Here is a 15,857-nt window from a genome sequence, read left to right on the forward strand (position 1 = left end):
TGGTTGAATGAATTGAAACTGTCAAGCGGAAGCTTCCAGGCAATCAAGAAATTTAATAGTAAGATTGATTGGAAATGGATGGTCTATTTATCTAGTTTATTTTAAAATTGAATAAACAAGCTAGTCATTTAGCCAATATTCTTTAAATTTAATTATTGTAATGAAAACTGAATGTGTTCCATGGAACGAAACGGTATAGGAGGTTTTGGTTTGAAGCCAAAAATTTATATTACAAGGAAATTGCCAGAACAAATCATCGAAGGTCTTAGTCGGAATTATGATGTCAGGATGTGGGATCAAGAGGATATACCGGTCCCTAGAAAAGTCCTTGTAGAAGAAATGAAAGAAGTCGAGGGGCTGCTTTGCTTATTGACGGAACAAATCGATGAGTCACTGATTGAACAGGCACCCAATCTGAAAATCATCGCGAATATGGCAGTGGGCCATAATAATATTGACGTTCAAAGTGCAACAAAACGGGGCATCATGGTAACGAACACACCGGGGGTTTTAACGGAAACGACAGCTGATTTAACCTTCGGCTTACTGCTTGCAACGGCAAGGAGGATGATGGAGGCAGAAGATTATTTAAGGAGTGGAAAGTGGGAAACATGGTCGCCGATGCAGCTGACAGGACAAGATGTACACGGTGCAACGCTGGGTATCATCGGGTTAGGCAGAATTGGGGAAGCTCTTGCAAAAAGAGCTAAGGGATTTGATATGAACTTAGTTTATTTTAATCGAAGCCGTAAATATGAACAGGAAAAAGAGTTAGGAATCGAATATCAGCCCCTTGAAAAATTGCTCCAAATCTCGGATTTCGTTTGTGTCATGCTGCCGCTCACAGCGGAAACGGCTTATATGATTGGCAAGGAGCAGCTGGAATTGATGAAAGGGACGGCTGTGCTCATTAATACCGCAAGAGGCGGAATTATCGATGAAAAAGCGTTGTACCAGGCGCTGGAAAATCGAGAGATTTGGGCGGCTGGATTGGATGTATTCGAAGAAGAGCCCGTCCCTCTGGACCACCCGCTGCTAACTTTGCCCAATGTGGTTACATTACCGCATATCGGGAGTGCTAGCATTGCCACAAGAATGAAAATGGCAAATCTTGCTGTACAAAACTTGGTGGACGGATTAACTGGTGATACTCCCCGTAATTTAGTATTGTTGAATAAATCAAAATGACGCTAAAATGGGGTTCGGATTGGTTTCATCCCGAACAAAGATTTTAAAACAAGAATAGACTATCCTTCATGTTTTTTTACTATAACCCTTATTGGATTGAAGAAATTTGCGACACTCCTGCCGAATAACTGGCTTGCCGAGACCCCACAGACGCTTGCGTCAAGGAGGCTTGGCAGACAGTCGGCGGAAAGGGAGCGGATTTCTGAAATCACCGGCAACCTTTTTTAAATAAAAAAACTGCAGGCAAGCTCTCTTCACTTCAAGTTGATCTCGCTGAATAGAATCATGTTTAGAAAGCATCCTCATCACCTCAAGTTTTAATACTTCTATTTTAAAACAAAAATGACTCCAGGCAAAAGTGTTCTAACTAAAAGGTAAGACAAAGTTGATTGGAGCGGGTGTTCGAGACTCCTGCGGGAAAAGCGCGTCTAGGGGAGACCCCGCAGGCGAAAGCCGAGGAGGCTCCCCGACCGCCCGCGGAAAGCGAGTGCCCTACGTTCCAATCAACGTCCAAATTGTACAAGCCATAAAAATAGACAAACTCGATTTTCATCGAGTTTGTCTACAATCTGAAATGACCCCAAAAATGGGGTCATTTTTTTATGAGGAATGTAATAGTGTTTCTTTGGTTCGTAGTATTCTCAAATGATATTTTCTGAAATATGATTTGTCCTTTTTAGAAGATTTCAGAGTTTTGATGCACCTGTGCTTACCTGAGTGCCGAAAGGAAGAATCCCATTCAAGTGGAGCATACTTATCGTAAATTGTGCCGATCTTTTGTAAAATAAAGAAAGTCGAGTTTATTAGGAAGAACAATTAGTTGAAAGGGATAGGGTTAATAATGATTGAAATGAAGGAAACGATATCATCAGGCAACGAAATGACTAAATCCAAAAGGCTGTTGATGGCTCTTATGCTAGGGTCTTTTGCAGCGATCGGACCACTGTCACTTGATATGTATTTACCGGGTCTCCCCACACTGGCAGAGGATCTGAAAAGCAGTACGTCTTTAGCGCAGCTAAGCTTGACTGCCTGCTTGTTAGGGTTGGCTTTGGGCCAAATTTATTTAGGGCCTCTAAGTGATGCAAAAGGAAGGCGTTCACCGTTAATCATATCTTTATCCATTTATTGCATTTCATCTCTGTTATGCGCTTTTGCTCCAACCATTGAATTGCTTTTATTATTACGTTTTATCCAAGGTATTGCGGGAGCGGGAGGCATTGTCATTTCAAGGGCCATAGTTCGTGACCTTTTTTCAGGAACGGATTTGACTAAGTTCTTCTCCATGTTAATGCTGGTGAATGGGGCGGCACCGATATTGGCTCCGGTTTTTGGCGGTCAACTTTTGCAGTTCACTTCTTGGCGGGGCGTTTTCATTGTCATTTCAGTATTAAGTATCATTATGGTTGCGGCTGCATTTTTTGGGATAAAGGAAACTTTATCGTCCAATCACAGGAGTGCTGGCGGGGTAAATGATACGATCAGGACTTTTGGGAACTTATTGAAGGATCGTGTGTTTATGGGCTATGCTTCTGCACAAGGATTCATAAGTGCTGCAATGTTCGCTTATATTTCCGGATCGCCTTTTGTTCTCCAGAACATTTATGGGGTTTCCCCACAGACCTTCAGCCTGATTTTTGCAATAAACGGGGTTGGGATCATCATCGCTTCACAAGTTGCCGGGAAGCTGGCTGGCAAGGTTAAAGAAGAAAGATTGCTTCAAATGGGGTTATGCCTAGCTTTGTTTGGGGGAATATTACTTCTGACCTCAGTCCTTCTCGAAATCGGCTTGGCCGGAATCTTGGCCGCTTTATTCCTCTCCGTCTCCAGCGTCGGTATTGTCGGTACAACGAGTTTTTCTTTAGCGATGCAAAATCAGAAAAAAACGGCAGGCAGTGCCTCGGCTTTAATTGGCTTGCTTCCCTTCATATTAGGATCACTAATGGCTCCCCTAGTGGGGTTAGGTTCAGGTGAGTCTCCCTTGCCGATGGGAATTGTGATGGTAAGTTGTCATGTCATCGCCATGTGCGCTTATTTACTCCTTGCCCGTCGCGGGTTAAGGCGAGTTGCTTAAAAAGAAAAGCTGAAATCCTGATGTGGATTTCAGCTTTTTGCCTTTTTAATTCATAATAGTGATTCCGCTCCATCGATATAAACTTCCGTGCCCGTAACATGGGAGGACATGTCTGATGCTAGGAACAATACGAGATCACCAGCTTGTTCGGCAGTCCCCGCTTTCCTTGCCAGGGGCTGGGAGCCTTCGGGATATTCAATGGGAATCCTGATTTTTTTAAGGTTTTCTTCTTCCGGGAATGTGTTATTGTCAATGTTCGTATCGATGGAACCGGGACAAATGGTATTTACCCTGATTTTATATCTTGCCAATTCGAGTGCGGCCATTTTACCGAAAGCGACTTGACCGGCTTTGGATGAACTATAAGCGGAAAAACCAAAATTCTTGAAATATCGGTTTCCGTTGATGGAGCTGTTGATCACGATGCTGCCACCCGTTTCCTTCATGTAAGGAATGGCGTATTTGATGGTGAGAAAGGTGCCTTTGAGGTTGATGGTATGTGTCTTATCCCAATCTTCTGGCTTTATGTCTTCTATAGGGGCAATCACTCCGTTGATGCCTGCGTTTGCAAATACAAAATCAATTTTCCCAAAATGTTCATGGGCTGTTTTGTAGGCAAGTTCAACTTGCTCAGCCTTGGAAACATCCGTTTTAATGATTAAAGCCTCTCGACCAAGGTTCTCGACTTCTTCCTTCACTTTTTCGGCATTTTCGACTGTACGGTCAAAAAAGATGATGTTCGCGCCGTTTTCAGCTAGTTTCAGTGCGGCACCCCGGCCAATTCCTGATCCCCCACCGGTAATGATGGCAACTTTGTTTTTCATTAATTCTGTCATACACTTCACACGCTCCTTTTAAGTTTTCTTTCCCATTTTGGGAGTATGTAGAAACATCATGGCAGTTGTAATATAGAAAAATTATAAACGAATATTGCCTAAAAAATCCAATTTAAGCAATTGCGAGTGTTCAATATACTTTGTTTTTCAGTGAAATGTCTGTATATTGAGGACATGATAAAGTTAGCTTGAAAGGGGATAGGATGTTGATAAGATTAGGGGTAATAGGTACAAATTGGATCACGGAACGATTTTTGGAGGCTGCAAAGCATGTAGAGGGTTTATCCTTAACTGCCGTGTATTCACGTACAGAGGAGAAAGCCAAGGAATTTGCCAATAAATACGAAGTACATACGACTTTTACGAATTTAGAAGCAATGGCCAGCAGCGATGAAATCGACGCTGTGTATATAGCAAGCCCTAACTCTCATCATTGCAGGCAAGCCGTGTTATTTTTACAAAATAAAAAACATGTATTATGTGAAAAACCAATGGCCTCGAATGCGGCTGAAGTAAGGGAAATGATTGAGGCTGCAAAACAAAATGATGTGCTATTGATGGAAGCGATGAAATCGACCATCATGCCGAATTTCGAAAGTATAAAAGGGAATCTGGATAAAATCGGGAAGATTAGGCGTTTCTCGGGAAGCTTTTGCCAATATTCATCACGCTATGATTCATATAAACAAGGAACTGTGCTGAATGCATTCAATCCGGAATTCTCCAGTGGCTCTTTAATGGATTTAGGCATTTACGTCCTCTATCCACTTGTTGTACTGTTCGGTAAACCGAATGAGGTGCAGGCATCAGGAACGATGCTTGAATCAGGAGTTGATGGGCAAGGTACGATTCTGCTTTCCTATGATGAAATGGAGGCAGTCGTCATGTTTTCCAAAATTACTGAATCCAATTTGCCATCGGAAATTCAAGGAGAACTTGGAAGCATCATCATTCAGAAAATTTCAGGACCGCAAGCGGTGGATATTCAGTATCGGAATGGAACCACTGAAAATATTTCCGTTAAACAGGATATGCCTACCATGTATTATGAAGCGAAGGAATTTGTTGATTTGATACAGCAGGGGAAAATGGAATCCGAAATAAATACATATTCGAATTCACTGTTGACTATGGAAATCATGGATGAAGCAAGAAGGCAAATCGGCATCGTCTTTCCTTCAGACCGCGGATAAGGCCAATCATGAAGGGGAAAAATGGATGTTACTGATAACCCTTAATTGGGTAGAACTCAGTACAGGGATAATTTTATTGTTGGAGGAATGGACATGAATTGCAAAATAAATCGCAATGCAGCAAAGGTCTTACAAAAAATGCTGAGCACTGAAGAAGCCGAAGGGAAAATGATTCGTGTATATATCACCCATATGCATGGCGATCATGCCCATTATGACATGAAGCTGGATACACCGGCAGAATATGATGAAATCGTAAAAACAGATAAAGATATCGATATTTTGCTTGATTCACGTGAAGAATTTCTGGATGGTGTCTGGATTAAATATTTTTATGTTCCAGAAGAAGGCTTTGAAATCACGAATCCTTCTAAAGAACCGCATGGACATCATCACCACTAATAGTAAAGGGGGAGGATTGGCATGAATCAAAAATACGAAAAGATTTTTCAACCATATATATTTCCATCAGGGGTAGAAGTGAAAAATCGTATCATGATGGCTCCTATGACCACTTATTCTTCGGATGACCAAGGGGTTGTAACCGATGATGAACTGGTCTATTACGCTGAGCGCTCGGCTGGTGTAGGTGCGGTTGTTACGGCATGTGCCTATGTATCTGCTGTAGGCAAGGGATTCCCAGGCCAACTAGGTGCAGATGACGATTCCTTTATCCCATCCTTGAGAAAACTAGCTGAAACGATTCAGTCCAACGGGGCAAAAGCGATCCTGCAAATATATCATGGAGGCCGTCAAAGTCCGCCCGAATTATTGCCTGATAACCAACCTGTTTCTGCAAGTGCCATTGCTTCCAGCGAGGAAGCACCTGTACCGCGGGAAATGAATGAAGATGAAATACAAGACGTTATTAAGGCATTTGGCGAAGCAACAAGAAGGGCCATCGAAGCAGGTTTCGATGGTGTGGAAATCCATGGTGCCAATACTTACTTGCTTCAACAATTCTTCTCGCCACACTCGAACCGCCGTACAGATAAATGGGGCGGAACATTGGGAAAACGATTGATTTTCCCGCTTACCATTGTGAATGAAGTCGAGAGAACGGTTGCCGAGCATGCAGAAAAGCCGTTTATAATTGGCTACCGCCTTTCTCCTGAAGAAGGCAGCAATCCTGGAATCACTTTAGATGATACGATCCAATTCGTTGATAGATTAGCGAATCAAAACCTGGATTATCTACATATATCGGTAGGTCACTTCTGGAATGGCTCATTCCGTGAGAGTGATAGGACAAAGTCGCGCATCGTTAAAATTTACGATAAAGTAGGTAATCGTATCCCGGTGGTCGGTGTAGGTTCACTGCATACACCCGATGAAGTTGCAGAAGCCATGGAAACGGGGGTCCCTTTTATCGCCTTAGGCCGTGAACTTCTTATGGAACCGCATTGGATTGAAAAAATCAGGTCTGGAAAAGAAGCGGAAATACGGACTACCCTCTCAAAAAAAGATCAGGATGAACTGGTCATTCCAGATCCGCTTTGGGAAAAGTTGATCGGGATAAAAGGTTGGCTCCCGGTTGTGGAATGATTGCTAAATCTTTAATATGTGTAACCCGTCCCCAAAAGGTGGACGGGTTTTTGTATGTTCATATGCTACTAAGTATCAATCATCTTTTGCTAGAAAAAGAGAGATTGATTCAACGGAATTCTGGATTTAATCATTCCGTGATAGTAAATACTATCTATAAGGCTTATGTTTTACGTGAACTAAAAATAATATTTGTACCAACGAATAAAATATATTATTATCAATTTAATAAGCAGGTATGAAAAGGGAGGGTTTTTAATGAAATTTCCACACGATTTTTTATTCGGAGCAGCTTCTGCTTCTTTTCAAATAGAAGGAGCATGGGATGAAGATGGTAAAGGCATAACGAATTGGGATGTTTTTTCAAAGATTCCGGGGAAAACATTTGAAGGTACAAATGGGGATGTAGCGATAGACCATTATCATCGTTACAAAGAAGATATTAAATTAATGGCAGAGATGGGACTTGAATCATATCGCTTCTCCATTTCATGGGCCCGTATTTTGCCAACAGGTGATGGGGAAGTCAATGAAAAAGGCTTGGAATTTTATAATAATGTGATTAATGAATGCTTAAAATATGGGATTGTCCCATTTGTTACGCTGTATCATTGGGATTTGCCTTTGACGCTTGAACAAGATGGGGGATGGACGAATAAGCGGACAGCTGAAGCATTCGTCAAGTATGCGGAGATTTGTTTTCGTGCATTCGGAGACCGCGTCAAACATTGGATCACGTTTAATGAAACGGTTATGTTTTGCGGTTTAGGGTATTTAAAAGGAGCGCACCCGCCTGGAGTCCAAAACGATGAAAATAAATACTTTCAAGCGACACATTATGTTTTTTATGCACATGCCAAAGCGGTAGAGGTATACAAGGCACTGAATCATTACGGTGAAATCGGGATTACCCATGTATTCCTGCCAGCTTATAGTATTGATGACGAACATGAGAATGTATTAGCCGCTCGGCATGCCAATGAATATGAAACCTTTTGGTATTATGACCCAATTTTAAAAGGTGAATATCCAGCTTATGTGGTTGAGCAATTAAAGGAGAGAGGCTGGACACCAAGTTGGACAGAAGAAGAACTGGATACGTTAAAAAGGAATGCGGAGAAAAATGATTTTATTGGACTCAATTATTACCAGCCCATTCGGGTGGAAAAAAACCTGGAAGCCGTTTCAAGCATGGAGCATTCAAGAGAAACATCTACTCTGGCTCCAGGGAACCCGTCTTTTGATGGCTTTTATCGGACCGTGAAAATGGAAGATAAAACCTATACAAAATGGGGCTGGGAAATCTCACCTGAAGGATTTTTAGATGGGCTGCATATGTTAAAAGAACGTTACGGCGATATTAAAATGTATGTTACAGAAAACGGACTTGGTGATGAGGATCCGATTATCGATGGTGAAGTAGTAGATGTTCCGCGCATTAAGTATATTGAGGAACACTTAAAAGTGATTAAACGTGCAATCAAAGAAGGTATCCATTTAAAAGGGTATTACGCATGGTCTGTCATTGACCTTTTAAGTTGGTTAAACGGGTATAAGAAGCAATACGGATTTATTTACGTGGATCATCATGATCAGTTAAAACGGAAAAAGAAGCTGTCGTTTCATTGGTATAAGCATATTATCGAGACGAGAGGAGAAGAGCTGTAAACTGAAAGTGTGTATTAGGGCAGAGCATGTTTTGAGCAATCTTTCTCAAAACATGCTTTTTTCCATTGTTCACTGATCAAGTTTCCGGTATGGGGAATTAGACCAAAGTTCAAACCTCCTGATTCGTAGTCTGAATCTCCGGCTTCAAATTAACTAGACTGGAAAAATGGTCCCGGATTGTAATATTAATGTAAAAATATTCAAAAAGTTGTAAACAAATGTTAACGTTTCTAACAATGTACAGTTTTACGTTTTACTGTATAATGTTGAAGCGTGGTCGAGACCATGTCAAATAACCTTACAAAAGGAGATTATATATGACGATTATTTCTTAGTTTTGAAAAGTCCCCCGCTTGGTTTGTCCCGTTGAAAAATGCCTACAATATAATTTGATTAATTTCAACAAGTAACTCCCTCTAAAATAAAAGAATGTCATTTTCATGATGATGCTAGATTCCAATCTTAAAAAACGATTAAGGATGTGAGTTTGAAAAAGATGATAAAAGATTCTAGATTTCAAGGATATAACATGAAGGGTTTTCAAAAAGACGTGACAGCAGGATTGGTCGTAGGGGTTGTAGCCATTCCTTTAGGACTGGCTTTTGCAATTGCTTCAGGCGTCGAACCGATATACGGGTTATATACGACCATCATCGCAGGAATCCTCATTTCGATTTTGGGTGGCTCCAAGTATCAAATTGGCGGGCCGACCGGGGCGTTCGTTCCTTTATTATTTGGAATCGTTATGCAATATGGGTATGAAAGCCTGCTTATTGCCGGGTTTTTAGCGGGGATAATGTTAGTCCTGATGGGTCTGCTTAAGTTAGGTAATTTGATGAAGTTCATTCCCCGTCCTGTCATCATTGGATTTACAACAGGAATTGCGATAATAATCTTTTCAGGGCAAATTGCTAACTTCTTTGGTATGAAAGTGGAAAAACATGAAGCTTTCATGGATAACATGAAGGAACTGGTGATTAAAGCAGACACGATCAATCTATATAGTGTGATTGTTGCGATTATATGTTTTGTCGTCATACTGCTGGCACCTAGACTTTTGCCACGAGTGCCAGGACCGCTTCTGGGTCTGCTGATTTCCACAATCGCAGCTTACTTTTTATTTCCCGATAAGGTGGCTACGATTGGTTCTACGTATGGAGCGATTCCGAAAGGTTTTCCGGAATTCCAAGTGCCGGAGCTATCAGTGGAAGTCATTATCACACTCCTTCCAGTTGCTTTTACGATTGCCTTGTTAGGCGGTGTCGAGTCATTGTTATCCGCTACCGTTGCGGATAACATGGGGGGTACCAAGCATGATAGTAATAAAGAGTTGGTTGGTCAAGGAATCGCGAACATCGCGACGCCATTCTTCGGCGGGATACCTGCAACAGGCGCAATAGCCAGGACAGCTACCAATATAAAAAGCGGGGCAGCCTCCCCGATGTCCGGAGTCATTCACGGAATTGTCGTTTTACTGGTTTTGCTGGTGCTTTCCCCATTTGCAGCGCATATACCTTTGGCTAGCATGGCACCCATATTGATGTTTGTTGCCTGGAATATGAGTGAAAGAAAGGAATTCGCTCATGTATTGAAAACGAAGACGGCTGATTCTGCGGTTTTGCTAGTCACCTTCCTCATCACTGTCTTCACTGATTTAATCATGGGAGTGGGAATCGGCTTATTGATTGCATTCATCACCTTCATTGCAAAAATGAGCCACACGTTAAAGGTTAGGGAAAGAAGTCATGAGATTACCGAGATTGTTCCAATTGATAATTCGGATTCGAAGATCAATGTGTATAACTTGGAAGGACCTCTTTTCTTTGGTTCGATAGACGTCCTGGAGTCATCGATATTGGAGAACTTGGATAATAAGACGAAAGTGTTGGTATTAAGCATGCGCCGGGTAACATATATGGACACTTCAGCAGAGGCAGCACTATTGGCGATCGTTAATCGCATCGGAAAATATAAGGGGAAATTGATCATTTCCGGAATTCAGCAGCAACCAAAGGAATTGTTACTCAGCACTGGATTGTATCATAAAATAGAAAAACAGCACTTTTTTAAATCGAAGGAAGATGCCCTGTATTTTGCCAAGAAGCAGCTGAAGGGCAATTCGGATAAAGTAGTCTAATAGTTTCATCTTGAAGTCACCTTTTCGGATAGATATGTTATAGTATCGTTAACAGTAGATTTTTTAAAGAAGGTGACTATCTGGATGAATGTATATCGGATTGGCCAGCTTGCTGAACTTGCGAATGTTTCGAGAAGAACCATTGACTATTACACACAATTAGGAATGCTGAACTATGAAAAAACGGGGTCAAGATATCGGTATTACACAGAAGATGCTTTAAATCGTCTTCAAATGATTAATCGGTTTAAAGAACAGAATATGCCTTTGACTGAAATCAAGGAACGGTTACAAGTCTTGTCTGAAACCACTGTTGATTCTGAGCAGGTGCTCTTGATGGTGGACAAGCTATCTACAGACCTTAGAGGACTGGAGAATGAATTGCTGGAATTAAAGCCTTTATTGGAACAGCTCGATGAACAGCAATTAACATATGCTGCACAGCAGCTTTCCGTTCGGGGCAGCTCTTTATTGAGTATCCTTGCCATGCTTGCCTAAGATTTTTGCCGAGTTCAACAAAAAAAGACCTGATTGGGTCTTTTTTTTGTTGAACGGGTCATTGAAAACCATTATTTATAATAACAATTCAAACTCCTGATTATAACCGGAGCTTTATATACGATGGCATTCCTTTATTTTGGCTGAACTGACAATATAGATCTTTTTTCGATAAAGATGAAGGATATAAGGGAATGGAAAAAGAAGAACTTACATATCTACTACTATATGAAGAGGTGATTGGGAATGATTGGATCAATAGTTACGACGGTAAAAGGACATCTTCAAGGTACTATGGAAAACGATATATGCGTTTGGCGTGGAGTCAGGTATGCGAAAGCGCCGATTGATGGACTGCGTTTCCGTTCTCCGGAGCCAGTTGATAATTGGAGCGGTGTCATGGATGCAGTGGATTTTGGTCCCGTTCCCCCGCAGCCGATGGATCGTGCGGTAAGAACAGGGATGAGCACAAATGAAAAAATGGATGAGGATTGCTTGTTCCTGAATGTTTGGTCGCCTAGAGCTGATGATAAAAAACGCCCGGTCATGGTATGGATTCCTGGGGGAGCATATATAACGGGAGCTGGATCCCTTGATATGTACAATGGACACTTACTTTCTAAAAATGGAGATGTAGTCGTGGTAAGCATCAACTATAGGCTGGGTGCACTGGGATATCTGGATTTTACCGAGTTGGCAGGTGAAGGGGAAATATTTGAAAACAATTTAGGTTTACGTGACCAAGTTGCTTCTTTGAAATGGGTTAAAGAAAATATAGAAGCTTTTGGCGGCGACCCTGATAATGTTACGATATTTGGTGAATCAGCTGGTGGTAATGCGGTGACGACTTTACTTACTGTACCTTCAGCAAGGGGTCTTTTTAAGCAGGCCATTGCAGAAAGTCCTGCTCCGACATCTGTTTACGGAAAAGGATTTGCGCGCCAATTGAGTGAAAAGTTCCTTGAGATATTGGGCATTGGAAAGGGTGAAAGCCACCGGCTAAAAACCCTTCCGGTTCAAGAGATTGTCGCTGCCTCCCACCAACTTTTACAGGAAAATTCACAGGAAATGCCGGGCTCCCTAGCATTTGGACCAGTCGTAGATGGTGACTTCCTGCCCGATTATCCACTAGATTCGATTCGATCGGGAAGAACAGGGGGTATACCCTTGCTTATAGGAACAAATAGGGACGAAGCGACATTATTCGATCAGATGCCCCCCCCTCTAATCCCAACTAATACGGCGATGATTCATAAAATGTTCGAAAATACTGATCCGAAGGCGAAAGAGCGAATTACGAACGCTTATACAAACTACCCAGAAAAGGAAGCTGTACTAGGCATTGGCCGTGATGCGACTTTCCATATTCCCTCGGTTTGGTATGCGGAGGCATACAGCCGCTTTGAAAAAACATGGATGTATCGTTTTGATTATAAAACGGCGGCCATGCGCATAAGTAAATTAGGGGCGACGCATGGTATGGAAATCCCTTTTGCTTTCCAGACCTTCGACTCGGCATTCGGGAAACGGATTGTTTCATATGGTTCAAGGTCAGCTGCCCTAAAGGTATCCCATAGAATGCAGGGCCATTGGGTCAACTTTGCGAAATATGGAAACCCCAACCCCCCGGAAGGTGAAATTTGGCCGAAATATGATGAAACCAACCACTACACAATGATTTTTGATAAAAAGGATTATATTGAAAAAGATCCTGACGGAATGATAAGGTTGGCATGGGAAGGGATAGGGATTTACAAATGAAAAAAAGTGGATTGAAGGAAGCGGGGAGAACATGGATATCATAATTTCATGTCAACGAAAGAGTATGCGAAAACGTTGGATCAGGAAGATCCATTAGTTTCTTACAGAGCGGAGTTCTATTTAACCCCCGGGATGATTTATATGGAGGGCAACTCATTGGGAGATTGGAAAAGTATGGGATCGGTGGCTGGACGGAGGGTGCCGAGCCCTGGTTTTACTTTTCTGAGAGATTGGGTGAATTGAGTGCCCCGTTGGTAGGAGCTTTAGAGGATGAAGTGATAATGGGAGGGTCGACTACGGCTAATCTACATCAGCTTGCAGCCACTTTTTTTGAAACGAGAGCTGGCAGGAATAAGATTTTGGCGGATGAACTAACCTTTCCAAGTGATATCTATGCACTTCAAAGCCAGCTACGATTACATGGGCTTGACCCCTCGGCACACTTGGTTCAGGTGAAAAGCCGAGATGAACGGGGAAATAGCGTTGATTGTACTTCCGACGGTTTTATATCGAAGCGGTCGGATCCTTGATATGGAAAGGTTAACGAAGGAAGCGCATACGCTTGGAATCACGATAGGGTTCGATGCCTGTCATTCTGTGGGTGCCATCACCTGTCGCTCTTTTTAACTCTTTTCAGGAAGTCTACGAAACTGTACAGGTACTAAAGAAGGTCATGGACGGCAATTTATATGAAGACTATGAAAATAAAAGGGGAATCATTGCCTAGAATGGGAGCAACATATGGAGAAAAATAAGCTTCAACGTGAATTATCATCGAATCAAATCACTATGATAGCCATGGGGTGTGCAATTGGCACCGGGTTATTTTTGGGCAGCGGCCTTGCGATTTCAACGGCTGGTCCAAGTGTACTTATCAGCTATGCAATAGGTGCATTCATTGTCCTTCTGCTGATGGGATGTTTGGCGGAAATGACGGTAGCCCATCCAACATCGGGATCCTTTGGAACCATTGCGGAAAAATATATAAGTCCATTTGCGGGTTTTGTTGTGAGGTATTCCTATTGGATAGCGAATGTTCTTGCCATTGGTGTCGAAGTGAGTGCCATCGCTGTTTATATGAAATATTGGTTTCCAACTGTGCCTGGGAGCATTTGGATTGTCCTTTTTGCTGCACTGCTAATCTATGTAAATGCGACGAGTGTCAATACATTCGGCAATTTTGAGTATGTATTTTCAATGATCAAGATAAGCGCCATTGTCATATTCGTTCTACTGGGTGCCTATGTGGTGATTGGCGCCGAACCTTCAAGCGGGATCGGTGTAGAGAACTATGCCAGTGATGGAGGTTTTATGCCTTTCGGATTTTGGGGGCTCTGGGTCGCCATATTCATTTCGCTCTTCAGCTTTTTAGGAACTGAGCTGATTGCGGTGACGGCGGGGGAAGCAAAGGACCCGGATATAGCCGTACCTAAAGCTTTGAAGGCAACTGTCTTCAGGCTTGCCACTTTTTATGTACTGACTATCGGGATCATGTTAATGATTGTTCCCTGGCAAGCTGCCGGTATTGATAAGAGCCCATTTGTCAAGGTAATGGAAATCCTGAATGTTCCCGGGGCATCTGGGATAATGAATTTCATTATTTTAACCGCTGCTTTATCTGCAATGAATAGTCAATTATATGCTTCCACCAGAATGATATTTTCATTATCCGAGCAACATCAGGCTCCAGCCCTATTTCAAAAAGTGAGCAGGAAAGGTGTCCCGCTAAGGGCCCTTCTCATATCCACTTTAGGAATATTTCTTGCTGCAGGAGTAAAAGTCCTGCTTCCGGATACTTCATATGCATTCATGATGGGGATATCGATGTTCGGAGCCATTCTAACCTGGTTCATGGTGTTCATTTCCCATTTGTATTTCAGGAAGAGGTGGGAGAAATCAGGGGGCCGCAAATTACCGGTTAAAATGTATGGATTTCCATATCTAACGATTCTGGGTGCATTTCTTTTGTTTGCTTTGACGGTATCCACCTGGTTCACTGGCCCATTTAAAATCGTGCTCCAGTTCGGGGTTCCTTGGCTGATCTTTCTTTGCATCGTTTACTTATTGATGTCGAAATTCAAAAGAAAGTAAAGGGAAAGAGGGATGGTATGGATAAGGATCCAAGAGATGAACATCGTTTGGAAGAAAGTATGGTAACAGATTTTGAAAAAGATATGTCCTATGGGGACTATCTGCATTTAAATCAAATTTTATCAAGTCAGCATCGGCTTTCCGGCCATCACGATGAAATGCTGTTCATCATCATTCATCAAACAAGTGAATTATGGATGAAATTGATCCTCCATGAATTGACTGCGGCAACTGATCATATTGTGGCAGGACATTTGGAGCCTTCCTTTAAGATGCTATCCAGAGTGGCCAGAATCCAACAGCAACTAGTTCAATCCTGGAATGTGCTTTCGACATTGACGCCAGCCGATTATATGGAATTCCGGGAGAAACTAGGAAACTCTTCAGGGTTTCAATCATTTCAGAACAGGTTGATAGAATTTGCGATGGGTCAAAAGAATTCGCAAATATTGGCCGTTTTCCGTCATCAGCCCGAGCTTTATGAGTCGATGATGGCAGCCTTGAATAAACCTAGTATTTATGATGCGGTTATAGGGGCTTTGGCTGCAAGGGGACTTCCCATTGATCAATCGGTATTGAATAGGGATTGGTCTGTCATTTATCAGGAAAATGCAAGTGTTGAAAGCGCGTGGCTGACCGTTTACCGTGATGTGCATAACTACTGGGATTTGTATGAGCTGGCCGAAAAACTCGTTGATATTGGAAGTCAACAACAATTCTGGAGATTCAATCATATGAGCACCGTAGAACGTATCATCGGCAATAAAAAGGGAACTGGCGGATCGTCCGGTGTAAGTTATCTGAAGAAAGTGGTCGAACAGCCATTTTTTCCTGAGCTATGGACATTAAGGACCAAACTGTAAGGG

General features: G+C 42.2%; 12 protein-coding genes and 1 pseudogene. 12 read left to right on the forward strand and 1 reads right to left on the reverse strand.

Annotation, left to right across the window (positions count from 1 at the left end; genetic code table 11):
* The first annotated feature begins 210 nt into the window (after window positions 1–210).
* Entirely contained in the window at window positions 211–1,188 is a 978-nt protein-coding gene (locus AC0VX1_RS06760; RefSeq protein WP_475470494.1) for a 2-hydroxyacid dehydrogenase, read from the forward strand.
* A gap of 850 nt (window positions 1,189–2,038) precedes the next feature.
* Window positions 2,039–3,262: a multidrug effflux MFS transporter gene (locus AC0VX1_RS06765; protein ID WP_413022176.1), complete on the forward strand. Its 1,224-nt coding sequence runs from the start codon at window positions 2,039–2,041 to the stop codon at window positions 3,260–3,262.
* A 50-nt stretch (window positions 3,263–3,312) separates the two neighbouring features.
* Here the strand turns inward: AC0VX1_RS06765 and AC0VX1_RS06770 are convergent, their stop codons facing one another.
* A complete protein-coding gene (locus AC0VX1_RS06770; RefSeq protein WP_034314352.1) occupies window positions 3,313–4,098 on the reverse strand; it encodes an SDR family oxidoreductase in 786 nt (261 codons plus the stop codon).
* 206 nt (window positions 4,099–4,304) lie between these two features.
* Between AC0VX1_RS06770 and AC0VX1_RS06775 the strand changes: the two genes are divergently transcribed.
* The 10 genes and pseudogenes from AC0VX1_RS06775 (at window position 4,305) to kynA (ending at window position 15,854) form a co-directional block, all read left to right on the forward strand.
* Entirely contained in the window at window positions 4,305–5,291 is a 987-nt protein-coding gene (locus tag AC0VX1_RS06775) for a Gfo/Idh/MocA family protein (protein WP_475471723.1), read from the forward strand.
* Between the two features lie 93 nt (window positions 5,292–5,384).
* Complete coding sequence (locus tag AC0VX1_RS06780; protein WP_057278928.1) at window positions 5,385–5,693, forward strand: iron-sulfur cluster assembly accessory protein; 309 nt, start codon at window positions 5,385–5,387, stop codon at window positions 5,691–5,693.
* A gap of 21 nt (window positions 5,694–5,714) precedes the next feature.
* On the forward strand, window positions 5,715–6,836 hold the full coding sequence (locus AC0VX1_RS06785; RefSeq protein ID WP_475470497.1) for an NADH-dependent flavin oxidoreductase: 1,122 nt from the start codon (window positions 5,715–5,717) through the stop codon (window positions 6,834–6,836).
* Window positions 6,837–7,094: 258 nt separating this feature from the next.
* Window positions 7,095–8,504 (forward strand): GH1 family beta-glucosidase, encoded by a 1,410-nt coding sequence (locus AC0VX1_RS06790; protein ID WP_475470499.1) that lies wholly within the window; start codon window positions 7,095–7,097, stop codon window positions 8,502–8,504.
* A 496-nt stretch (window positions 8,505–9,000) separates the two neighbouring features.
* Window positions 9,001–10,641, forward strand: coding sequence for a SulP family inorganic anion transporter (locus AC0VX1_RS06795; protein ID WP_057279038.1), 1,641 nt, complete (start codon window positions 9,001–9,003; stop codon window positions 10,639–10,641).
* Window positions 10,642–10,725: 84 nt separating this feature from the next.
* Window positions 10,726–11,139: a MerR family transcriptional regulator gene (locus AC0VX1_RS06800; RefSeq protein ID WP_057278932.1), complete on the forward strand. Its 414-nt coding sequence runs from the start codon at window positions 10,726–10,728 to the stop codon at window positions 11,137–11,139.
* 246 nt (window positions 11,140–11,385) lie between these two features.
* On the forward strand, window positions 11,386–12,900 hold the full coding sequence (locus AC0VX1_RS06805) for a carboxylesterase/lipase family protein (protein WP_475470501.1): 1,515 nt from the start codon (window positions 11,386–11,388) through the stop codon (window positions 12,898–12,900).
* Between the two features lie 48 nt (window positions 12,901–12,948).
* Window positions 12,949–13,509, forward strand: a pseudogene (locus AC0VX1_RS06810) (kynureninase); the annotation flags it as partial.
* Between the two features lie 132 nt (window positions 13,510–13,641).
* Entirely contained in the window at window positions 13,642–14,991 is a 1,350-nt protein-coding gene (locus tag AC0VX1_RS06815) for an amino acid permease (RefSeq protein WP_475470503.1), read from the forward strand.
* A gap of 17 nt (window positions 14,992–15,008) precedes the next feature.
* Window positions 15,009–15,854, forward strand: coding sequence for a tryptophan 2,3-dioxygenase (gene kynA / locus AC0VX1_RS06820; RefSeq protein ID WP_475470505.1), 846 nt, complete (start codon window positions 15,009–15,011; stop codon window positions 15,852–15,854).
* The last annotated feature ends 3 nt before the right edge of the window (window positions 15,855–15,857 follow it).

The sequence above is a fragment of the Peribacillus sp. QJM3NY_7 genome (assembly GCF_056173225.1).